Below are 19,244 nucleotides of genomic sequence, written 5' to 3' on the forward strand. Positions count from 1 at the left end.
CGCCGACCCCGCCGCCGCACCCCCCACCACCGGCGGCCCCGACGCGCTCGCCGACCAGCGGCCCGACCCCGCCCCGGAGGCCACCCCGTGAACCCCGTCGAAACCGTCCTGCGCACCCTGCACGACGGCGAACTCGCCCTGCACGACGACCTGCTGGCCGCCGCCGAGGACCACCGCGCCGAACACGAGTTCCACCACGTCGCCACCGACACCGCCCGCTGGTCCGCCGAACACGCCCGCCTGATCGCCGCCACCGCCGCCGACCGCGGCCTGCACCTGCCCGCCGACCGCGACCCCGCCGCCCTCACCCGGCTGCGCCGCAAGGCCGCCGAGGACCTCGCCCCGCGCCCCGACGGCCTGCCCGGCCCGCTGGAGGCGCTGACCGCCCTGCACCTCGCCGCGAGCCGCAACTCGCTGCACTGGGAGATGCTCGCCCAGGCCGCGCAGGCCGGCCGGGACGGCGAACTCCTCGACCTGGCGAGCCGCTGCCACCCGCAGACGCTCCGCCAGATGCGCTGGACCAACACCCTGATCAAGACGCTCGCCCCGCAACTGCTGACCGCGAGCTGACCCCAACCGCCCTGCCAGGAGGCAGACATGCGCATCGGATACACCCTCATGACGGAGCAGCGCGGCCCGCGCGACCTGGTCGCCGACGCGGTGCGCGCCGAACGGGCCGGGTTCGACTTCGCGGTGATCTCCGACCACTACTTCCCCTGGCTGGACGAACAGGGCCACGCCCCCTACGCCTGGGCGGTGCTCGGCGCGGCCGCCCAGGCCACCGCCGAACTGCCGCTGATGACGTACGTGACCTGCCCCACCGTCCGCTACCACCCGGCGGTGGTGGCGCAGAAGGCCGCCACCGTGCAGCTGCTCTCCGAAGGGCGGTTCCGGCTCGGGCTGGGCAGCGGCGAGAACCTCAACGAGCACGTGGTGGGCCGCGGTTGGCCGCCCGTCGCGGTCCGCCAGGAGATGCTGGCCGAGGCCGTGGAGATCATCCGGGCACTGTTCGCCGGCGGGTACGTCACCCACCACGGACGGCACTACCAGGTCGACGGCGCCAAACTCTGGGACCTGCCCGAGCAGCCGCCCCCGATCGGCGTCGCCGTCTCCGGCCCGGTCTCCTGCGCCACCGCCGGACGGCTCGCCGACCTGGCGATCGCCGTCCAGCCCGAGCGCGAGCTGCTCACCGCGTTCGCCGGGGCGGGCGGCGCGGGCAAACCCGCGGTCGGCCAGGTGCCGGTCTGCTTCGACCGCGACCGGGACGCCGCCGTCGAACGCGCGCACGCCCAGTTCCGCTGGTTCGGCGGCGGCTGGAAGGTCAACGCCGACCTCCCCGGCACCGCCGGCTTCGCCGCCGCCAGCCAGTACGTCCGCCCCGAGGACGTCGCCGGCTCCATCCCCTGCGGCGACCGGGTCGAGGACTTCCTCGAAGCCGTCCGCCCCTACGCCGAGGCCGGGTTCGACGAACTCGCCCTGATCCAGGTCGGCGGCGACAGCCAGCCCGCGTTCGCCGAATGGGCCGAACACGACCTGCTGCCCGCCCTGCGCGCCGCCTGACCCGGACCGGGGCCGGGGGCGGGGCGCGGGGGTGTCAGCCGCCGAACTCGGCGACGGCTGCCGCCACGATCGCGTCCAGCTGGGCGTGGTGCGCCCCGCGCCAGTAGACCTGGCCGCAGTCCGCGCACTGGGCGAAGACGTCGAACGAGCGCTCGGTCCCGTTCTCGATCCGGCCCTGCACCGCCTCCTTGGCGGCGGCGCGCAGCGTGCCGTTGCAGGCGGTGCACCTGGTCCACGGGGCCAGCGGCGGGGCGAACCGGGAGAGCACGTCGCGCAGTTGGTCGGCCGGCCGGTGGCTGTAGACGTAGCCGCCGGCCCACAGCTCGCGCCGGCGCAGCAGGCCCCGGTCGCGGGAGAGCAGCACCCGCTGCTCGGCGGCCGACCGCGCGGCCAGCGCCGGGTCGCCGATGTCCACGTTCTCGTACGCGGCGTCGACGCCGAGCAGCCGCAGCCGGCGGGCCAGCGTGCCCAGGTGGACGTCGAGCAGGAAGCGGGCCGGCCCGGGCAGCCGCTGCGGCCTGGTCACCCCGAGCACCGCGACCCGCGCGCCCGGCCCGGCGACCCGGGAGACCGGTACGGGGGCGCCGTCGACCCGCAGTTCGCCGACCTCGGTGAGCGGGACGCCCAGCGACTCGACCACGTGCCCGAGCGTCGAGGTGCCGTCGGTCCGCACCGCGGCGGGCCCGCCGCGGTGCCGGGAGCCGACGAAGGGGTGCAGGTCGGGGGCGAACTCGATCCAGATCTCCGGTCTCTCCACGGCACCAGCATGCCAGCGGCCGCCAAGCGGTTTTCCTGCCCGGGGGCCCGGCCCGCGCGGTCAGGGCTTGAACAGCACCTTGACCGCGCCGTCCCGCTTCTGCTGGAACATCGCGTACGCCTCCGGCGCCTCGTCCAGCGGCAGGTGGTGGGTGGCGAAGGAGTCCACGCCCAGCGGATCGGCGTCGGTCAGCAGCGGCAGCAGCTCGTCCGTCCAGCGCCGCACGTTGGCCTGGCCCATCCGCAGCTGCACCTGCTTGTCGAACATGGTCAGCAGCGGCATCGGGTCGGCCGCGCCGCCGTAGACGCCCGCCACCGAGATGGTGCCGCCGCGCCGGACCAGCTCCACCGCCAGGTGCAGGGCCTGCAGGCGGTCCACCCCGGCCCGCTGCATCAGCGCCCGGGCCAGCGCGTCCGGCAGCAGGCCGGTGACGCGCTGCGCCGCCGTCGCGGCGGGGGAGCCGTGCGCCTCCATGCCGACCGCGTCGACCACGCTGTCCGGGCCGAGGCCGTCGGTCAGGTCGCGCACCGTCTGCGGCAGCAGGTCGGGCCGGTCGTTCAGGTCCAGCACCACCGCGCCGCGCTCCCGGGCCCGCCGCAGCCGCTCCGGCACCAGGTCCACCCCGATCACCTGCCGCACCCCCGGGCGCAGCAGCGCCATCCGCACGCACATCTCGCCGATCGGGCCCAGGCCCAGCACCAGCAGCGTGCCGCCCTCCGGCACGTCCGCGTACTCGAGGGCCTGCCAGGCCGTCGGCAGCACGTCCGAGAGGAACACGAACCGGTCGTCCGGCGGCCCGTCCGGCACCTTCACCGGCAGCGTGTCGCCGAACGGGACGCGCAGCAACTCGGCCTGCCCGCCCGGCACCTGGCCGTACAGCTTGGTGTAGCCGAACAGTGCGGCGCCGCTGCCGTACTCGCGCACCTGGGTGGTCTCGCACTGCGAGTGCAGCCCGCCCGCGCACATCCGGCAGGTGCCGCAGCTGACGTTGAACGGCACCACCACCCGGTCGCCCGGGCTCAGCGTGCGCACCGCGCCGCCCACCTTCCGGACGGTGCCCATCGCCTCGTGGCCCAGGACGTCACCCTGGTCCAGGAACGGCCCGAGCACCTCGTACAGGTGCAGGTCGGAGCCGCACAGCCCGGTCGAACTCACCTCCACCAGCACGTCCGAGGGGTCCTCGACCGCCGGATCGGGCACCTCCTGCACCCGGACGTCCCGCCTGCCCTGCCAGGTCACCGCGCGCATCACGCGCTCCTTCCGTTCGATGGGTCAACCCGCCTGCGGGCCGGGCTCGTTGGTGTGCCGGCCGGCCCGGTCGCCGAGCGCGGTCAGCCGCGGCACCAGCCGGCCGGTGCGCCCGGCCGCCGCGGTGCCCGGCAGGTCGTGCTCGGCGACCCGCCCCGGGCCCGGCAGCAGCCGCCCCGCCGCGCCCAGCAGCGCCCCGAACGACGCCGGGGCCACCCCCTGCAGGCGCACCGCGAGCTTCGCCGCCGGGGTCAGCACCAGCTCCGGCCGCCCCCACTCGGCGGCCCGCACGATCCGGCGCGCCGCCCGGCCCGCGTCCATCGACAGCAGCGGCGCGCTCGCCGCCGTGCCGAACCACGCGTACTCCAGCGGCGCCCGCCCGGAGAACCGGGCCGCCCGGTGCGAACCCGTCCGCATCAGCCCCGGCACCACCGTGGTCACCCGCACCCCGCTGCCCGCCAGCTCCACCCGCAGCCCGCGGGAGAACGCCGCCAGCGCGGCCTTCGCCGTCACGTACGGCAGCAGGTGCGGCGCCGGGACGAGCCCGCCGATCGAGGCGATGTTCACCACCGAGCCCGTGCCGCGCTCGCGCATCCCCGGCAGCACCGCCAGCACCAGCTCCACCGGTGCCGCCAGCATGACGTTCCAGGAAGCGCGGAAGTCCTCCTCGCCCAGCGCCGCCAGCGGCCCGACCTGGATCACCCCCGCGTTGTTCACCAGCAGGTCCAGCGGGCGCCCCAGCCGCTCGGCCGCCTCCGCTGCCACCGCCCGCCCCGCGCCCGGCACCGACAGGTCGCACTCCAGCGCCGCCCGCCGGGATGTCAACCGGCCCAACCTCCGCTCCGCGAAAGCCAGTTCGGCACCGTCCCGGGCGCACACCGCGACCCGGCAGCCGCGCCGGGCCAACTCCTCCGCGACCAGCAGGCCCAGCCCGCGCGACCCGCCGGTGACCAGCGCCGCCCGGTCCGCGAGATCCGTCCGTGCCACGTCCGCCACCTCTCCTCCGTGCGCGTCCGTACGCGACTGCGCCGCGCCTGCCCGAGGTGCGGAGCCGGAAACCGGGGGATAAGAGATGTCTGGGGGTATTCACCCGTTTCCGTTCGTTTCCGGCTGGTTAGCCGCGTCGGTGACGTACCCGTTCACGCCCACGTCTCGGAAGGACATCCCATGAGCGCCGACGACACCCGGTCCGGCACGCCTGACGTCCCCGGCGCGCCGAGCGCCGGCGAACCCGCGGTCGAGGAGCCGGTCGAGCCGCGCCCGCCGCTGCCGCCCAAACCCGACCAGGCCGCGCCCGCGCCCCTCTCGGCCACCGGCCGCGGCCCGCAGGACGACAGCGGCCCGCTCCGCGCCCAGGACGGCGCGTACCTCACCAACGCCCAGGGCACCCGGCTGCCGGACTCCGACCACTCGCTGAAGGCCGGACCGCGCGGCCCCGTCCTGCTCCAGGACCACCACCTGCGCGAGAAGATCACCCACTTCGACCACGAGCGGATCCCCGAACGCGTCGTGCACGCCCGCGGCGCCGCCGCGCACGGCGTGTTCGAGAGCTACGGCGCGGGCGCGGGCCTCAGCAAGGCCGGCTTCCTCGCCGCCGGGGCCAGGACCCCGGTCTTCGTCCGCTTCTCCACCGTGCTCGGCTCGCGCGGCTCCGCCGACACCGTCCGCGACACCCGCGGCTTCGCCACCAAGTTCTACACCGGCGAAGGCGTCTTCGACCTGGTCGGCAACAACATCCCGGTGTTCTTCATCCAGGACGCGGTCAAGTTCCCGGACGTGGTGCACGCCGCCAAACCGCACCCCGACCGGGAGATCCCGCAGGCGCAGTCCGCCCACGACACCTTCTGGGACTTCGTCTCGCTGCACACCGAGGCCACCCACCACACCCTGTGGAACATGTCCGACCGGGGCATCCCGCGCTCCTACCGGACGATGGAGGGCTTCGGCATCCACACCTTCCGGCTGGTCGCCCCCGACGGCTCCACCTCCCTGGTCAAGTGGCACTGGAAGCCCAAGCTCGGTGTCCACTCGCTGACCTGGGACGAGGCCCAGCTGATCGGCGGCACCGACCCCGACTACCACCGGCGCGACCTGTACGACGCCATCGAGGCCGGCGCCTACCCGCAGTGGGAGCTCGGCGTCCAGGTCATGCCCGACACCCCCGAGCAGACCTTCGAGGGCATCGACCTGCTCGACCCGACGAAGATCGTGCCCGAGGAACTGGCGCCCGTGCAGCCGCTCGGCCTGATGACCCTGCACGCCAACCCGACCAACTTCTTCGCCGAGGTCGAGCAGGTCGCCTTCCACCCCGGCCACCTGGTGCCCGGCATCGACATCACGGACGACCCGCTGCTGGCCGGCCGGCTGTTCTCCTACCTGGACACCCAGATCACCCGGCTCGGCGGCCCCAACTTCGCGCAGATCCCGATCAACCGCACCCACGCGCCGGTCAACGACATGCTGCGCGACGGCTTCCACCAGGACGCCGTGCACCCCGGCACCGCCCCCTACAAGCCCAACTCGCTGGACGGCGGCTGCCCGTTCTTCGCCGGCGCCGACGAGCGCGCCTTCGTCGAGCACCCGCAGCCCGTCCCGGCGGCGGAGAAGGTCCGGGCGGCGCCCGCCTCGTTCGACGACCACTTCTCGCAGGCCCGGCTCTTCTGGCTCAGCATGACGCCCGTCGAGCAGGAACACATCATCAACGCCTACTCCTTCGAGCTCGGCAAGTGCACCGAACCCGCCGTCCGCGAACGCACCTTGCGCGTCCTGGCCCGGATCGACGCCCGGCTGTGCGCCCAGGTCGCCGACGGCCTCGGCCTGCCCGCCCCGGAGCCCGAAGGCGGCGACCTGGCGGACCCCGAGCCCAGCCCCGCGCTGTCCCAGCTCGGCCGCGACTGGCCGGTCGCCGGACGGACGGTGGGCATCCTCACCGGACCCGGCACCGACCCCGCCGCCCTCGACGCCGTCCGCCGCGCCGCCCTCGCCGCCGACCTGGTGCCGCTGGTGGTCGCCCCCACCGGCGGCGACCCGGCCGAGGTGCAGCGCAGCTTCGCCACCGCCCGCTCCACCGAGTTCGACGCCGTCCTGCTGGCCGGCGCCCCCGCCCCCGGCCCCGACGCCGCCCCCGCCCGCGACGCCCGCGCCGCCGGGCCGCACACCGCCCTCGACCCCCGGCTGGCCCTGCTGCTCGACGAGACCTGGCGGCACGCCAAGGCGATCGGCGGCTGGGGCGACGCCCGCGAGGCCCTCACCGCGGCCGGCCTCCCGGCGGACGGCCCCGGCGTCGTCCTCGGCACCGACCCGGTCCAGGTCCTGCGCGAGGTCGCGGACCTGCTCGCCGGACACCGGGTCTGGGACCGCTTCCCGCCGCCCACCGCCTAGATTCCCCCGCCCGTGACGGCATGAGCGGGCGTCAGCCGGGCAGACGCAGGACGAAACCACACAGAACGACATGAAGGAGGGCATCCCATGGTTCCGCTTCTGCTGGTCCTGCTCCTCGCCCTGATCCTGTTCGGCGCGGGCTTCGCGGTGAAGGTCCTCTGGTGGGTGGCGATCGTCGTGTTCGTGATCTGGCTGGTGGGCTTCATCGCCCGCAGCACCAGCTCGACCGGCGGCCGCGGACGTTGGTACCGCTGGTAGCGGAACCGCGGTACCGGTACCCGGCCACCCGGCCGGCGGGGCGGAGGCGGAAAGCCTCCGCCCCGCCGGCGCGTCCGGGGCCCCTTGACCGTCAAGTTGACCGTCGAGGGGCGGTGACTCACCAGGTGACTCACCAAGGGGAGGTGCGGGGACGGGTGTTGTCGAGCAGCGGCGGCGAGTCCGGCTGCCACTCGATCATCATGATGGTGGCGTCGTCGGTGAGGTTCTCGTCCTGGTGCTCCAGGATCGCGTGCATCAGCCGGCGCAGCGTCTCCGGAGCCGTCTCCCCGGCACCGGTGGCCCGGATCACGAAGTCGGTGAACCGGGCCAGGCCGAAGAACTCGTGGTTGGCGCCCTTCGCGTCCACCACCCCGTCGGTGTAGATCAGCAGCCGGTCGCCCGGCTTGAGCGAGAAGGTCCGCGCGCTCCGCGCGGCGCCGGTGTAGTGGCTCAGCCCCAGCGGCAGCTCTCCGGGGCCGTCCAGCGCGCCCGGGACCACCTCGCCGGAGCGGATCAGCAGCGGGTGCGGGTGTCCGCAGTTGGCCCAGTGCAGGGTGCCGGTGGCGATGTCCAGGCGCAGGAACACGCCCGTGGCGAAGCGGTCCGGGAACCAGGTGTGCAGCGCCTCGTCGATCGTGTCGACCAGGTCCGGCAGGTCGGCGCCGTTGCGGCGGGCGTTGCGGCAGGCGGCCAGCGCCAGCGCGGCGGTCAGGCCGGACGCCAGGTCGTGGCCCATCGCGTCCAGCACCGCGGCGTGCAGCACCCCGTCGGCCAGCGAGTGCTCGAACGCGTCCCCGCCCAGCCGGTAGGCCGGCTCCAGGACGGCGGTGGAGATCGCCCGGTCGGTGCAGACGGTGCGCGGCGGCAGGAAGGCCCGCAGCATCTCCGACGGCAGGCTCATGGTGTCCGCCCGGGTGCCGTGCGCGTAGCTGTCGCTGGTGTCCCGCTTGGACGTGATCACCATGGCGAGCACCGAGGCCAGCAGCCGGCAGCGGCGCACCGCCTCCCGGTCCAGGGCCGGCGTGCGCAGCCCCAGCACGCCCAGCCGCTCGGCCCCGTCGGTGAGCGGGAACCAGGCCACCAGCCCCGCCCCGGTGTCCTCGGCCACCCGCATCGAACCCGTCCGGAACGTCCACCCCGCCAGCGTGCCGTCGATCGGCAGGTCCGGGCCCCGGGCCAGGGCGACCAGGCGGTGCTGCTGGATGTCGGCCAGGTACACGGCGGCCGAACCGAGGCCGAGCGCCCGGGTGTACTGCTCGGCGAAACGGGGCGCGTCCCGCGGGTCGAGGGTGCGGCCCGCGGTCAGGAACTGCTCCAGCAACTGCTCACCGAGGTTCAGCGGCTGAGTGCGGTCGGGCATCGCTCACACCGACCTCGCCCGCCGGTTCGGCGCGCCACCGGCCCGGGGCCCCGAACACCGTTCCGCCGGCCCGGCCCCGCCGTGGCGGCCCAGCCGCAGCTCGCGTTCGAGCTCGTCGATCCGGGCCGCCACCGCCCCCGGGTCCGGCCGGGCGGCGGCGCCGGGGCGCCCGCGGTCCAGGGCCACCGACCCGACCAGGCGGTGCAGCAGCAGGACGGGCAGCGCCACCGGCCACAGCGCGCCCGAGCACAGTGCGAACGCCTCGGTCTGCTGGCGCTCCTGCCGCTCGAACGTGCGGACCCGCCGCGCGTCGACCGCCCGCGTCCCGTTTCTGTGCAGGAAGCGCTCCCGCCCCCGCCGGAAGACCGCCCGGGCGGTCAGCAGCCCCCCGAGCAGGTAGCCCGCCACCACCCCCAGACAGAGCACCACCACCGCTGATCGCCTCCTCGATCCTCGAAAGCCTCCTGGCAAGCCTCCGGACACGTCGCACGTATGCCCGACAATCCGGACCTCAACGGGCCGTCAGCCGCCCGGATCGATCAGCCGCCCGGGCGATCAGCGCTCGGAACGGCCGCCCGGGCCGCGCGGGGGAACCGGCCGCCCCGGGTCCTCTCCCTCCGGCGCGTGTTCCGCCGAGGCGCGCTCCTCCGGGGTGCTCCAGGAACCGGCCCGCCGAGCGGCCGGCCCCGGACCCCCCGGGGGACGGCGCCGGTTCCACCACCGGCTGCCCCAGACGAACGCCCCGATCAGCAGGACCGCGATGATCAGCGCCGGAATGATCACCACCAGGAGGGGCGGGCCGCTCGACTCCGCCGCCAGTACCGTCTCGACCGTCATGACCTGCTCCTTCCGCTCCGGCGGGCCCGCTCGTACGGACCCGCGACGCGGAGCGCCTACCCGGACTAATCGGGATGAATGCCCGATAGGCCCCGATATCGGGGTGTCGTTCCCGGGGGCCCGGGTAGGCGGTACCCCTGTCGAAGCGGAACGGCCTCCAGGACCGGTCCGACTCCTGTTCGGGGAATCCCATGAAGAATTCGAAGTTGGCAGCCGCCGTGGTCGGGGGCTACTTCCTCGGGCGCTGGCACAAGGCCCGTTGGGCGCTCGCCCTGGCCGGTCTGGCGGCCGGAAAGAGAATCAGCACCAATCCCGGTGTCCTGATCGGTCAACTCCTCGAGTCCTCACCGCAGTTGCGCGGCCTGGTGGACGAGATGAGGGGCGACCTGACGGAAGCCGGCAAGAACGCCGTCGTGGCCGCCGCGAGCAACCGGATGGGCTCGCTCACCGACCGCCTCCAGCAGCAGACGGACGCCGTCCGCGACCGCACCGCCGCCCGCGACCGGGACGAGGAGCCGGACGACTCCGAACCGGACGAGGAACCGGAGGAGCCGGAGGAGCCCGAGGACGAGGAGCCCGAGGAGCCCGAGGGCGAGGACGAGGAGGAGCCCGAGCCGCCGCGCCGCCGGACCTCCCGTACGAGCAGCACGAGCAGCACGAGCAGCACGCGCAGTACGAGCAGCGCCGCGAAACGCCCCGCCCGCTCGACCGCCGCGAAGAAGACGGCAGCGCCGCGCAGAGCCGCAGCCGACCGGAAGAGCAGCAGCGGCGGGAGCGGCGGTGGCGGTGCGAAGAGCACGAAGAGCACCGGCAAGCGCGCGCCGGCCAGGAAGACGAGGACGGGGTGAATGGCGATGGCCAGGCGGTCCGATGACGACGGAGCGGGCGCGGGCAGCGTGCTCGACGCCCTGCCCACCGAGCAACTGATGGAACAGAGCCGGGAGTTGGTGTCCGCGCTGGGGGAGCGCGTGGCGGCCGCGGCGAGCGACAAGGTCGGCGCGATGACCGAGAAGCTGGTCGACTACGTCGCCAACGGCGGCAGCGGCAGTGGGAACGGCAACGGCAGTGACGGGGGCGGGGGCGGCGGCTCCATGGCGAAGACCCTGCTGGGCGCGGGCGCGTCCGGGCTGAAGCAGGCCGTGACCGGCAAGCTCGGCGGGGGAGGCGGCGGCGGAGGTGCCGGCAAGGACACCAAGGTCACCAACATCGTCGAGCAGATCGACGTCGGAGTCCCGGTCCGGGTCGCCTACAACCAGTGGACGCAGTTCCAGGACTTCCCGAAGTACACCAAGCGGGTCGAACAGGTCGACCAGTCCTCCGAGCAGAAGCTCGACTGGAAGGCCGGGATCTTCCTCTCGCACCGCACCTGGCAGTCGACGATCGTCGAGCAGGTCCCGGACGAGCTGATCGTGTGGCGCTCCAAGGGCGACAAGGGCTCGGCGGACGGGGTGGTGACGTTCCACGAGCTCGCCCCCAACCTCACCAGGATCCTGCTCGTCCTCGAGTACCACCCCCAGGGCCTGTTCGAACGGACCGGCAACCTGTGGCGCGCCCAGGGCCGCCGCGCCCGGCTCGAACTGAAGCACTTCCGCCGCCACGTGATGACCCGCACGATCCTCGACCCCGACGCCGTCGAGGGCTGGCGCGGCGAGATCCGCGACGGCGAGGTCGTCCGCTCGCACGAGGACGCCGTGCAGGAGGAAGAGGACCAGGACCAGGACGAGCCGGACGAGGACGGCTACGACGACGAGGACGCCGAGGGCGGCTACGACGAGGACGAGCCCGAGGCCGACGACGACGAGGAGTTCGAGGACGAGGGCGACGAGGACGAAGGCGACGACGAGTACGCAGCCGAGGACGACGAGGAAGAGGAGGAGAGCGACGAACCGGAGCGGCCCGCCCGCCGCGGCTCCCGCCGGACCTCCTCCCGGAAGAAGTGAGAACGGTGACCGTCACCCCGCGATCGGGCAGCTACGCCTCCCGCCCCTCCCCGTCCGGCCTGGTGGACGTCGTGGACCTGATCCTGGACAAGGGCCTGGTCATCGACGTCTACCTGCGGGTCTCGCTGGTCGGGATCGAACTGCTGACCATCGACGCCCGCATCGTGGTGGCGAGCGTGGACACCTACCTGCGCTTCGCCGAAGCGGTCAACCGGCTGGACATCACCCAGGACCGGAGCGAAGGACTGCCGGAGCTGGTGAACGACATGCAGGAGGGCGGCGCCCGGCACAAGACCCGCGGCGCGCTCGAAGGCGTGAAGGAGAAGGTGTCCGACCTGGTCGGCGGGGGCGACGACGAGGAGGACGAGGAAGAACCCGAGGAGGAGCCCGAGCAGCGGCCCCGCCGCCGGGCCCGGCCGACCAGGAAGGAGCACGGACGATGAGCAGCGCCACCCCGTCCGACGCCACCTCGTCCGACGCCACCCCGTCCGACGCCACCCCGTCCGACCGGGCCTGCTACGTCTACGGGATCGTCCCCGCCGACGCCCCCGGCCCGGACGAGGCTGCCGGAGCCGACGGGTTCGTCGGCGTCGGCGACCCGCCGGAGCCGGTGCGCCGGGTGCGGCACGGCGACGTGGCCGCCCTGGTCAGCGAGATCGACCCCCGGCGCCCGCTCGGCACGCCCCAGGACCTGATCGGCCACGCCCGGGTGCTCGACGCGGTCGCGGCCGGGCGCACCGCCGTCCTGCCGTTCCGGTTCGGCGCGGTGGTCCGCGACCCGGCGGCCGTCACCGACGACCTGCTCGCCCCGCAGGGGGAGCGCTTCCGGTCCGCGCTGGAGGGGCTGGCCGGGCTCGCCCAGTTCACCATCCGCGGCACGTACCGCGAGGAGGCGGTGCTGCGCGAGATCGTCGAACAGCGGCCGGACATCGCCCGCCTGCGGGAGGAGACCGCCGCGCTGCCCGAGGACGCCTCCCGTCCGCAGCGGATCCGGCTCGGCGAACTCGTCTCCGCGGAACTCGCCGACCGCGCCCGGGCCGGCGCCGACGAACTGCTCGCCCGGCTCGGCCCGCTCGCGGTGGCGACCGTCCGCGCCGACCCGTCCGCCGACCAGCCGGTCGGCGCCTCCTTCCTGGTGGCCGACGACCGGTGGCCGGAGTTCACCCGCGCCACGGACGAGCTCGGCGCCGACTGGGCGGGCCGGATCGACCTCCGGCTGCTCGGCCCGCTCGCCCCGTACGACTTCGCCGCGCGACTCGTCGACGCGCCGGGACCGCGGCCATGGGACTGATCACCGGCCTGCTCACCCTGCCGCTCGCCCCCGTCCGCGGCGTCATCTGGGTGGCCGAACGGCTCCAGGAGCAGGCCGAGCACGAGCTGAACGACCCGGCCGCCGTCCGCCGCCGGCTGCGGGAGGTCCAGGCCGCCCGGGAGGCGGGGACGATCAGCGAGCAGGAGGCCGCCGACCGGGAGGCCGAACTGGTCCGGCGGCTGCTGCCCCCGACCGGGGGCCTGGAGGTGTGAACCGTGCCCGAGCCCGCCGCCCGCAAACCCCGCGACCGTACGACCCGCAGCCCGTCGTCCACCGCCGCGCCGCGCCGCCGCACCGCACGCGACCCCGAAGCCGAACCACGGCCCCGCCGCCGCCCCGCCGCCGACGACGACCGGGAACGCGAAGCTCCCCCCGACGAGGACGAGGCACCCGCAGACACCGACCGGACGCGCTCCCGCAGTTCCGGGTCCGCCCGGCCCGCCCGGCCCGCCCGGTCCGACCAGTCAGACCGGCCCGCCCGGGCGGAGAAGGCCGGTCTCGGCGCCGCCGAGGCCGCCGGCCGGGCCGCCGCCCAGGTCCGGGCGATGACCGGGCGCAGCCCCGAAGGCGTCACCTCGGTGGAACGGACCGAGGACGGCTGGCGGATCGGCGTCGAGGTGGTGGAGAGCCACCGGATCCCCGACTCCACCGACATCCTGGCCGTCTACCGGGTGGACCTCGACCACGACGGGGACCTGCTCGCCTACCGCCGGGAGAGCCGCTACCCCCGCGGACGCTTCCCCGACCAGGAGGACCCGCCGTGAACACCCCCACCCCGTGGCGCGGCACCGGCGAGGTCCCCGCGTACCCCGGCACCTCCGCCGCCCCGCAGCCCGCCAACCTGGCCGACCTGCTCGAACGCGTGCTGGACAAGGGCATCGTGATCGCCGGGGACATCCGGATCAACCTGCTGGACATCGAACTGCTCACGATCCGGATCCGGTTGCTGGTCGCCTCGGTCGACAAGGCCAGGGAGATGGGCATCGACTGGTGGGAGCACGACCCCACCCTCTCCTCCGGCGACCGCCGCCGGGACCTCGAAGCGGAGAACCGCCGACTGCGCGAACGCCTCGGCGCACTCGAGGCCGCCCGCTCGCAGGACACCGCCGCCCCGGGGCTGGAGCCGGACCCGGACGCCGACGCCGACACGGATCCGGGGCAGGCGGACGAGCCGCCGAAGAAGCGCCCGGCCCGGAAGGGCACCGGCACCCGGCGGCAGCGGGAGGCGCCGTGACCTACACCTGGCTGTACGCGGTCGCCCCCGCCGACACCGGAGCGCCCCCGCCGGACACCCCCGGCGGCGTCGCCGGCGAACACCCCCGGACGGTCGGGGCCGGCGGCCTGCTCGCCGTCGTCGGATCGGTGCCCGGCCCGGACTTCGACGCCGACGCCCTGCAACGCCGCCTCCGCGACCCGCAGTGGCTCGAACCCGCGGTCCGCGCCCACCACCGGGTCGTCTCCGCCACCGCCGGCCGGGCCCTGCCGGTGCGCTTCGGCACGGTGTACCGCGACGACGACCGGGTCCGCGCCCTGCTGACGGCCCACGCCGACGCGTTCCGGACCGCCCTCGCCCGCGTCGCCGACCGCACCGAGTGGGGCGTGAAGGCCCACCTCGACCAGGCCCGCCTGGACCAGGCCCGCACGGAGGCGGAGGCCGCCACCGGCACCGGCGGCCCGCCGGACGACGACCGGCCGGGCACCGCCTACCTGCTGCGCCGCCGGGCCGCCCGCGACCGGGACACCCGGGACCTCGCGGACGCCGCCGCCCGCGCCCGACAGGTCCACCTGGCCCTGACCGGCCTCGCCGACCACAGCACCGAGCACCCGCCGCAGCCCCCGGAGGCGACCGGCGTCCGCGACCCGATGCTGCTCAACGGCGCCTACCTGGTGCACCGTTCGCGGGAGGCCGGGTTCGCCCGTGCCGTCCGCGACCTGCGGGAGCAGCACGCCCCCGTCCTGCGGCTGGAGCTCACCGGCCCCTGGCCCCCGTACTCCTTCGTCGACCTCCCGACCGGGGACGGCGCGCCGTGAGCACCCCGGACCGGTACCCGTCCCACCCGGAACCCGGCGTCGAGCCCGACTCCGGACTGCGGCAGCGCAACGTCGCGCTGGTCGACCTGCTCGACCGGGTGCTGGCCGGCGGCGTGGTGATCGCAGGGGAGATCACCCTCTCGATCGCGGACGTCGACCTGGTCCGGATCAGCCTGCGGGCCCTGATCGCCTCGGTCCGCTCCCTCGCCGCCGAACCGGCCGCCGAACCGGCCGTCGGACCGGCCGCCGGACGGGGGCGGGAACCGTGAACGGGCGGCCGCGCCGGGTGGAACTCGACCCCGAGGCGGTCGGGCAGGACCTCGCCGCGCTGGTCCTCGCGGTGGTCGAACTGCTCCGGCAGTTGATGGAGCGTCAGGCGTTGCGCCGGATCGACCAGGGCGACCTCGACGACGAACAGGTCGAGGAGCTCGGCCTGACCCTGATGGCCCTGGAGGACCGGATGGCGGAACTCCGGGAGCACTTCGGCCTCACCCCCGAGGACCTGAACCTCGACCTCGGCCCGCTCGGCCCGCTGCTCTCCACCGAGTGACGCCCGCGCCGGACGCCCCGAGCGGCGGGCCGCCGCTCAGGAGGCCCGCTTGAGGTTCAGGAGGTTCAGGAGGCCCGTTTGAGGTTCCGGCGGGGGCGGGCGGCGGCCTTCAGCGCGTACTGCAGCTGGTCGCGCGTCATGGTGGACCGGTGCGGGACCCCGAGCGCGGCGGCCCGCCGGTAGAGCTCGGTCTTGCTGAGCGAAGCGAGGTCCTCCACCGCCTCCGCGGCCTCCTGCGCCCCGGCCTTCCCCGGCTTCGCGGCCCGCTTCGGCTCCGCGACCCGCTTCGGCTCCGCGGCGCCTCTGGACGCTGCCCGGCCCCGGCCGCCACCGCCCCCTCCGTTCCTGCGCCCGGTGCCGCCGCCCTTCGCGCGGGCCTCGTCGAGGCTGCGGCGCAGGACGTCCATCAGCTCGGTCGCTTCGGTGGCCTCGGGTTCGGCCCCGGCGGACAGGGTGATCTCCCGGCCGTCGGCCTTCGCCTCGACGAGCGCCCTGACCCGCTCCTCGTAGGTGTCGTGGTAGTCGTCCGGGTGCCAGTCCACGGCGAGCATGCCGATCAGCTGCTCGGCGGTGGCGAGTTCGGTCCGGTTGAAGTCCTTCCGCCGGGCGGGCAGGTCGGGGACTTCCTGCTGCGGGTCGCGCAGTTCGTCGGCCCAGTGCATGGTGTGCAGTTCGAGGAGCCCGTCGGCGGAGTCGACCGCGGTCAGGTACTCCCGGCCGCGCATCGAGAACACGGCGATCCCGGCCCGGTGGGAGTGGACCAGCGCCTCGACCAGGAGCTGGTAGACCTTCGCGGCCGTGGGGTCGGCGGGGCCCAGGTAGTAGGTCTTGTCGAAGAAGACCGGATCGATCTCCGCCAGGTCGGCGAAACCGTTGATCTCGATGGTCCGGGACCGCCCGGGGGAGATCTCCTCCAGTTCGGCGGGCTCCACCACCACGTACTGCCCCTCGGCGAGTTCGTAGCCCTTGACGATGTCCTCGAACGGCACCTCCTCGCCGGTGCGCTCGTTCACCCGCCGCTGCCGCACCCGGTCGGTGGTGCCGCGCTGCAACTGGTGGAAGCGCACCGTGTGGGACTCGGTCGCCGGGTACAGCGCCACCGGCAGGCTCACCAGCCCGAACGTCAGCGTTCCCTTCCACACCGGCTTGGCCATCGTGCTCACCTTCCTCCGCCGGCCCCGGTCCGCGGCCGTGCCGCCCGGGGCCGTCCCGTTCCTGCCGCGCGGCTGCCCGGTCCGGGCCCGGCCCACACCCGGGACCGGGCCCGACGGGGTGTCACGCGGCCCGCACCTGCGCCGCCGCACGTTCCGACCGGCCCACCCGGACCAGCGCCGCCGCCAGCCGCGCGCAGTCCTCCGGCGGCACCAGCCGGGCCAGCCCGCGCGGCGTGCCGGGCAGGCCCAGGTCCCGGGCCGTCCGGCACACCCGGGCGTCGAAGGACGGGCGCAGCCAGGGCCACACCGCCTGGGCCTCCCGGCAGAAGATGTCCGCGCCGACCGGGCCGATCCGCGGCACCTCCCGCAGCAGGCCGCGCAGCGCCTCCGGGTCGCCGTCCGCCGCCGCCCCCGCCCGGCGCAGGTCGCCGCGCCAGCGGTCCAGCACCAGCCGCGCCCCGTCGCCGAGCGCGGTCGCGGTGCTCTCGTCGTACCGCACGTAGTGGGCCCGGCCCAGCGCGTCCACCCGGTCCTGCCAGCCGGAGCCGGCCATCGCCCGCGGGGTGCGCAGCCCGGCCCGGAACAGCTCCCGGGCGGCCGCGGTGGCCGTGTCGGCGCGGATCCGGACCGAGCACAGCACGGTGAGCACCAGCAGCCGGTACAGCGGCGCGGGCTTGTCGCGCAGCGTGATCCCGGCCTCCTCGGCGTACGTCCGGCCGTACCCGTCGAGCAGCGCGGAGACGGTCGCCCGAGTCGTCATCCCGATCCACCTCGCCTTCCCCCCGCACCCCCTCACCACCGTGGGCGCCCCGGCCCGGCCCCGCCACCCCGCACGGACCGGGCCCCGCCACCCCGCACGGGCAGGTCGAGCGGGTCGAAGGGCCGGGGGAGGGCGGGACGGGAAACGGTGTCGGCGATGGCAGGGGCCTCCTGTGGTCCGGCCAGGCGAACTCCCGGCGGACCGCGGCCGGATGACGGGCGGCCGGACGCGGCGGCGCCCCGTCCCCACCGGCGGCGGTCCGGCCGTGCCGGCGGCGGTGGCGGCGGTGGCGGCGCAGCGCGTGGCCCCGGCCGGAAGGGCGTCCGCGGCTGCCGTTCCCAGCGGGCCGTGCGCACGGACCAGGGCGTGCAGCAGCGCGGTGGGCGGCGTTCCCGCAGGTCAGGGCGGTCTTATCGCCGGTGAAAACCGTCATCGGTGCAGCCTTTGCCAAGGTGCGCGGCGGTGCGCTTCACTTCCCCGCGTCGAACGAGCGGGACGGGGAGGGCAGGGCCATGGGTGCGGAGCACGACCACGGGCACGGCGGGCGGGGCGGGGCCGACCGGCACGACCACGGCCACGGCCACGGGCACGGCGGTCACGACCACGGCGGCGGCGGGCACGACGGGCACGACGGGCACGCGCACGGGGTGGCGGCCGACGCCGACCGGCGCTGGCTGGCCGCCGCGCTCGCGCTGATCTGCGGCTACATGGCGGTGGAGGTGTCGATCGGCCTGGCCGTCGGCTCGCTGGCGCTGCTGTCGGACGCGGCGCACATGCTGACCGACGCGGCCTCGATCGTGCTGGCCCTGGTGGCGATGCGGCTGGCGGCCCGGCCGGCCCGGGGCGGGTTCACCTTCGGGCTCAAGCGGGCGGAGATCCTCTCCGCCCAGGCCAACGGGCTGACGCTGATCCTGCTGGCGGCCTGGCTGACGTACGAGGCGGTGGAGCGGCTGATCAGCCCGCCGGCGGTGTCCGGTGCGCCGGTGCTGTTCACGGCGCTGGCGGGCATCGCGGTGAACGTCGCCGCGGCCTGGTGCCTCTCCCGGGCCAACCGCACCTCGCTGAACGTCGAGGGCGCCTACCAGCACGTCCTGAACGACCTGTTCGGGTTCGTCGCCACCGCCGTGGCCGGCCTGGTCGTGCTGACCACCGGCTTCGCCCGGGCCGACGCGATCGTCTCGCTGGTGGTCGTGGTGCTGATGGTCAAGGCCGGGTGCGGGTTGCTCAAGGAGTCCGGCCGGATCTTCCTGGAGGCCGCCCCGGCCGGCGTCGACCCCGACGCGATCGGCGACGCCATGGTCGCCCGGCCCGGTGTCGTCGAGGTCCACGACCTGCACGTCTGGCAGATCACCTCCGGCCAGACCGCGCTGGCCGCGCACGTCCTGGTCGCGCCCGAGCGGGACTGCCACGCGGTGCGCGAGGACCTCGAACGCGAACTCGCCGCCCGCGACGGCATCACCCACACCACCCTCCAGGTCGACCACGCCGCCGCCGAGCTGCTCACCGTCGGCGCCGCCGCCCCGAGCCATCCGGACGGCCACTGCGCCGAACCGCACGGCGCCGTCCACCGCGAGGAACCCCACGCCCACTGAACCGGCCCGCCCGCCCGCGCGTGCGCCGGTCCGTGCCGACCCGTGCCACGCAGGGTGAGCGCCCGCGCCGGACCGTGCGCCGCCCGAACGCGCTGACGGACCGTCACATTCCGTTCTACCAGCGGGTTTTACTCGCCGTTGAATCTCCGGAAAACCAGTACGCGGTGACGGTCCGTACGTAAGCTGGAACGGACGGAACGGCGGCCGGATCGGGCGGACGCCGGGGGAGGCGGCGATGACCGGGCGGCGGACGACACGGGGCGGACGCCTCGTCGTCCTGCTGGCCGCCCTCCTCGCCGCCGTGCTCACCGTCCTCACCGCCGGGCCGTCGGCCGCCCAGGCCCAGACCCGGACACCCCGACCGCCGGCCTCCGCCGCCGCCGAGGAGCACCTGGAGGGCGCCCCCCACCAGGAGACCCCGGCCCCCGCCGGCCGCTCCGTCGGCCGGCACCGGGCCAACGGCGGCCCGCCCGCCCGTCCCCCCGCCCGGCCCGGGGGCACCAC

Annotated in this window: 23 protein-coding genes and 1 pseudogene; 16 read left to right on the forward strand and 8 right to left on the reverse strand. The window is 75.2% G+C overall.

Features of this window, described 5'->3' with window-relative positions:
* Positions 1-87 precede the first annotated feature (87 nt).
* Positions 88-570, forward strand: a complete 483-nt coding sequence (locus IH44_RS0133725) for a hypothetical protein (protein ID WP_030463616.1) — start codon at positions 88-90, stop codon at positions 568-570.
* Between the two features lie 27 nt (positions 571-597).
* Entirely contained in the window at positions 598-1,560 is a 963-nt protein-coding gene (locus IH44_RS0133730; protein WP_030463617.1) for a TIGR03557 family F420-dependent LLM class oxidoreductase, read from the forward strand.
* Positions 1,561-1,594: 34 nt separating this feature from the next.
* Here the strand turns inward: IH44_RS0133730 and IH44_RS0133735 are convergent, their stop codons facing one another.
* The 3 genes from IH44_RS0133735 to IH44_RS0133745 are packed head-to-tail and all read right to left on the reverse strand — an operon-like array spanning position 1,595 to position 4,552.
* On the reverse strand, positions 1,595-2,317 hold the full coding sequence (locus IH44_RS0133735) for a Mut7-C RNAse domain-containing protein (protein WP_030463618.1): 723 nt from the start codon (positions 2,315-2,317) through the stop codon (positions 1,595-1,597).
* Between the two features lie 60 nt (positions 2,318-2,377).
* Positions 2,378-3,565 carry a Zn-dependent alcohol dehydrogenase gene (locus tag IH44_RS0133740; protein ID WP_030463619.1) on the reverse strand — a complete coding sequence of 396 codons (1,188 nt, stop codon included), beginning with the start codon at positions 3,563-3,565 and terminating at the stop codon, positions 2,378-2,380.
* 24 nt (positions 3,566-3,589) lie between these two features.
* Entirely contained in the window at positions 3,590-4,552 is a 963-nt protein-coding gene (locus IH44_RS0133745; protein WP_030463620.1) for an SDR family oxidoreductase, read from the reverse strand.
* Positions 4,553-4,732: 180 nt separating this feature from the next.
* On the opposite strand from IH44_RS0133745, the gene IH44_RS0133750 reads away from it, so the two are divergent.
* Positions 4,733-6,946, forward strand: coding sequence for a catalase (locus IH44_RS0133750; protein WP_030463621.1), 2,214 nt, complete (start codon positions 4,733-4,735; stop codon positions 6,944-6,946).
* Positions 6,947-7,033: 87 nt separating this feature from the next.
* Positions 7,034-7,204 carry a hypothetical protein gene (locus IH44_RS0133755; protein ID WP_030463622.1) on the forward strand — a complete coding sequence of 57 codons (171 nt, stop codon included), beginning with the start codon at positions 7,034-7,036 and terminating at the stop codon, positions 7,202-7,204.
* Positions 7,205-7,334: 130 nt separating this feature from the next.
* On the opposite strand, the gene IH44_RS0133760 is transcribed toward IH44_RS0133755, so the two are convergent.
* The 3 genes from IH44_RS0133760 to IH44_RS0133770 form a co-directional block, all read right to left on the reverse strand.
* Positions 7,335-8,564, reverse strand: coding sequence for a PP2C family protein-serine/threonine phosphatase (locus tag IH44_RS0133760; protein ID WP_030463623.1), 1,230 nt, complete (start codon positions 8,562-8,564; stop codon positions 7,335-7,337).
* A 3-nt stretch (positions 8,565-8,567) separates the two neighbouring features.
* Complete coding sequence (locus IH44_RS0133765) at positions 8,568-8,993, reverse strand: hypothetical protein (protein WP_157852555.1); 426 nt, start codon at positions 8,991-8,993, stop codon at positions 8,568-8,570.
* A gap of 126 nt (positions 8,994-9,119) precedes the next feature.
* The gene (locus IH44_RS0133770; protein WP_063759736.1) at positions 9,120-9,401 is read right to left on the reverse strand and encodes a DUF6479 family protein; all 282 of its coding nucleotides are present in this window, start codon (positions 9,399-9,401) and stop codon (positions 9,120-9,122) included.
* 191 nt (positions 9,402-9,592) lie between these two features.
* Between IH44_RS0133770 and IH44_RS46910 the strand changes: the two genes are divergently transcribed.
* From IH44_RS46910 to IH44_RS0133820, 10 genes are read left to right on the forward strand one after another with little or no spacing between them, the layout of a single operon-like run.
* Complete coding sequence (locus IH44_RS46910) at positions 9,593-10,249, forward strand: hypothetical protein (RefSeq protein WP_051817868.1); 657 nt, start codon at positions 9,593-9,595, stop codon at positions 10,247-10,249.
* Positions 10,250-11,341 carry an SRPBCC family protein gene (locus IH44_RS0133780; RefSeq protein WP_051817870.1) on the forward strand — a complete coding sequence of 364 codons (1,092 nt, stop codon included), beginning with the start codon at positions 10,250-10,252 and terminating at the stop codon, positions 11,339-11,341. It begins immediately after the preceding gene.
* Positions 11,342-11,346: 5 nt separating this feature from the next.
* Complete coding sequence (gene gvpJ / locus IH44_RS0133785; RefSeq protein ID WP_030463628.1) at positions 11,347-11,784, forward strand: gas vesicle protein GvpJ; 438 nt, start codon at positions 11,347-11,349, stop codon at positions 11,782-11,784.
* On the forward strand, positions 11,781-12,632 hold the full coding sequence (locus IH44_RS0133790) for a GvpL/GvpF family gas vesicle protein (protein WP_030463629.1): 852 nt from the start codon (positions 11,781-11,783) through the stop codon (positions 12,630-12,632). The genes gvpJ and IH44_RS0133790 overlap by 4 nt, the downstream gene beginning before the upstream one ends.
* Entirely contained in the window at positions 12,623-12,865 is a 243-nt protein-coding gene (locus tag IH44_RS0133795; protein WP_030463630.1) for a gas vesicle protein GvpG, read from the forward strand. The genes IH44_RS0133790 and IH44_RS0133795 overlap by 10 nt, the downstream gene beginning before the upstream one ends.
* Before the next feature lie 3 nt (positions 12,866-12,868).
* Positions 12,869-13,417 (forward strand): gas vesicle protein GvpO, encoded by a 549-nt coding sequence (gene gvpO, locus IH44_RS44840; RefSeq protein WP_081967297.1) that lies wholly within the window; start codon positions 12,869-12,871, stop codon positions 13,415-13,417.
* Positions 13,414-13,887 carry a gas vesicle protein gene (locus IH44_RS0133805; protein ID WP_051817871.1) on the forward strand — a complete coding sequence of 158 codons (474 nt, stop codon included), beginning with the start codon at positions 13,414-13,416 and terminating at the stop codon, positions 13,885-13,887. The genes gvpO and IH44_RS0133805 overlap by 4 nt, the downstream gene beginning before the upstream one ends.
* A complete protein-coding gene (locus tag IH44_RS0133810) occupies positions 13,884-14,684 on the forward strand; it encodes a GvpL/GvpF family gas vesicle protein (protein ID WP_030463633.1) in 801 nt (266 codons plus the stop codon). The genes IH44_RS0133805 and IH44_RS0133810 overlap by 4 nt, the downstream gene beginning before the upstream one ends.
* On the forward strand, positions 14,681-14,953 hold the full coding sequence (locus IH44_RS41845) for a gas vesicle protein (protein ID WP_035957233.1): 273 nt from the start codon (positions 14,681-14,683) through the stop codon (positions 14,951-14,953). The genes IH44_RS0133810 and IH44_RS41845 overlap by 4 nt, the downstream gene beginning before the upstream one ends.
* Positions 14,950-15,234 carry a gas vesicle protein K gene (locus IH44_RS0133820; protein ID WP_030463635.1) on the forward strand — a complete coding sequence of 95 codons (285 nt, stop codon included), beginning with the start codon at positions 14,950-14,952 and terminating at the stop codon, positions 15,232-15,234. The genes IH44_RS41845 and IH44_RS0133820 overlap by 4 nt, the downstream gene beginning before the upstream one ends.
* Before the next feature lie 65 nt (positions 15,235-15,299).
* Here the strand turns inward: IH44_RS0133820 and IH44_RS0133825 are convergent, their stop codons facing one another.
* Positions 15,300-16,388, reverse strand: coding sequence for a Ku protein (locus tag IH44_RS0133825; protein WP_030463636.1), 1,089 nt, complete (start codon positions 16,386-16,388; stop codon positions 15,300-15,302).
* A 121-nt stretch (positions 16,389-16,509) separates the two neighbouring features.
* Positions 16,510-17,148: a hypothetical protein gene (locus IH44_RS0133830; protein ID WP_030463637.1), complete on the reverse strand. Its 639-nt coding sequence runs from the start codon at positions 17,146-17,148 to the stop codon at positions 16,510-16,512.
* Positions 17,149-17,660: 512 nt separating this feature from the next.
* Here IH44_RS0133830 and IH44_RS0133835 point away from each other — a divergent pair.
* Both IH44_RS0133835 and IH44_RS0133840 read left to right on the forward strand, forming a co-directional pair.
* On the forward strand, positions 17,661-18,740 hold the full coding sequence (locus IH44_RS0133835) for a cation diffusion facilitator family transporter (RefSeq protein ID WP_030463638.1): 1,080 nt from the start codon (positions 17,661-17,663) through the stop codon (positions 18,738-18,740).
* A 235-nt stretch (positions 18,741-18,975) separates the two neighbouring features.
* Positions 18,976-19,244 (forward strand): annotated as a pseudogene (locus IH44_RS0133840) (hypothetical protein); the annotation flags it as partial.

Origin of the sequence: Kitasatospora sp. NRRL B-11411, from assembly GCF_000721345.1 — a bacterium.
Taxonomy (GTDB): domain Bacteria; phylum Actinomycetota; class Actinomycetes; order Streptomycetales; family Streptomycetaceae; genus Kitasatospora; species Kitasatospora cineracea.

Bases quoted from the DNA above. Each gene is read 5' to 3' on its own strand.
- IH44_RS0133730 (WP_030463617.1), top strand. From the start codon at position 598: ATGCGCATCGGATACACCCTCATGACGGAGCAGCGCGGCCCGCGCGAC.
- IH44_RS0133740 (WP_030463619.1), bottom strand. From the start codon at position 3,565: ATGCGCGCGGTGACCTGGCAGGGCAGGCGGGACGTCCGGGTGCAGGAG.
- IH44_RS0133750 (WP_030463621.1), top strand. From the start codon at position 4,733: ATGAGCGCCGACGACACCCGGTCCGGCACGCCTGACGTCCCCGGCGCG.
- IH44_RS0133755 (WP_030463622.1), top strand. From the start codon at position 7,034: ATGGTTCCGCTTCTGCTGGTCCTGCTCCTCGCCCTGATCCTGTTCGGC.
- IH44_RS0133760 (WP_030463623.1), bottom strand. From the start codon at position 8,564: ATGCCCGACCGCACTCAGCCGCTGAACCTCGGTGAGCAGTTGCTGGAG.
- IH44_RS0133770 (WP_063759736.1), bottom strand. From the start codon at position 9,401: ATGACGGTCGAGACGGTACTGGCGGCGGAGTCGAGCGGCCCGCCCCTC.
- IH44_RS46910 (WP_051817868.1), top strand. From the start codon at position 9,593: ATGAAGAATTCGAAGTTGGCAGCCGCCGTGGTCGGGGGCTACTTCCTC.
- IH44_RS0133780 (WP_051817870.1), top strand. From the start codon at position 10,250: ATGGCGATGGCCAGGCGGTCCGATGACGACGGAGCGGGCGCGGGCAGC.
- IH44_RS0133790 (WP_030463629.1), top strand. From the start codon at position 11,781: ATGAGCAGCGCCACCCCGTCCGACGCCACCTCGTCCGACGCCACCCCG.
- IH44_RS0133795 (WP_030463630.1), top strand. From the start codon at position 12,623: ATGGGACTGATCACCGGCCTGCTCACCCTGCCGCTCGCCCCCGTCCGC.
- IH44_RS0133825 (WP_030463636.1), bottom strand. From the start codon at position 16,388: ATGGCCAAGCCGGTGTGGAAGGGAACGCTGACGTTCGGGCTGGTGAGC.
- IH44_RS0133830 (WP_030463637.1), bottom strand. From the start codon at position 17,148: ATGACGACTCGGGCGACCGTCTCCGCGCTGCTCGACGGGTACGGCCGG.
- IH44_RS0133835 (WP_030463638.1), top strand. From the start codon at position 17,661: ATGGGTGCGGAGCACGACCACGGGCACGGCGGGCGGGGCGGGGCCGAC.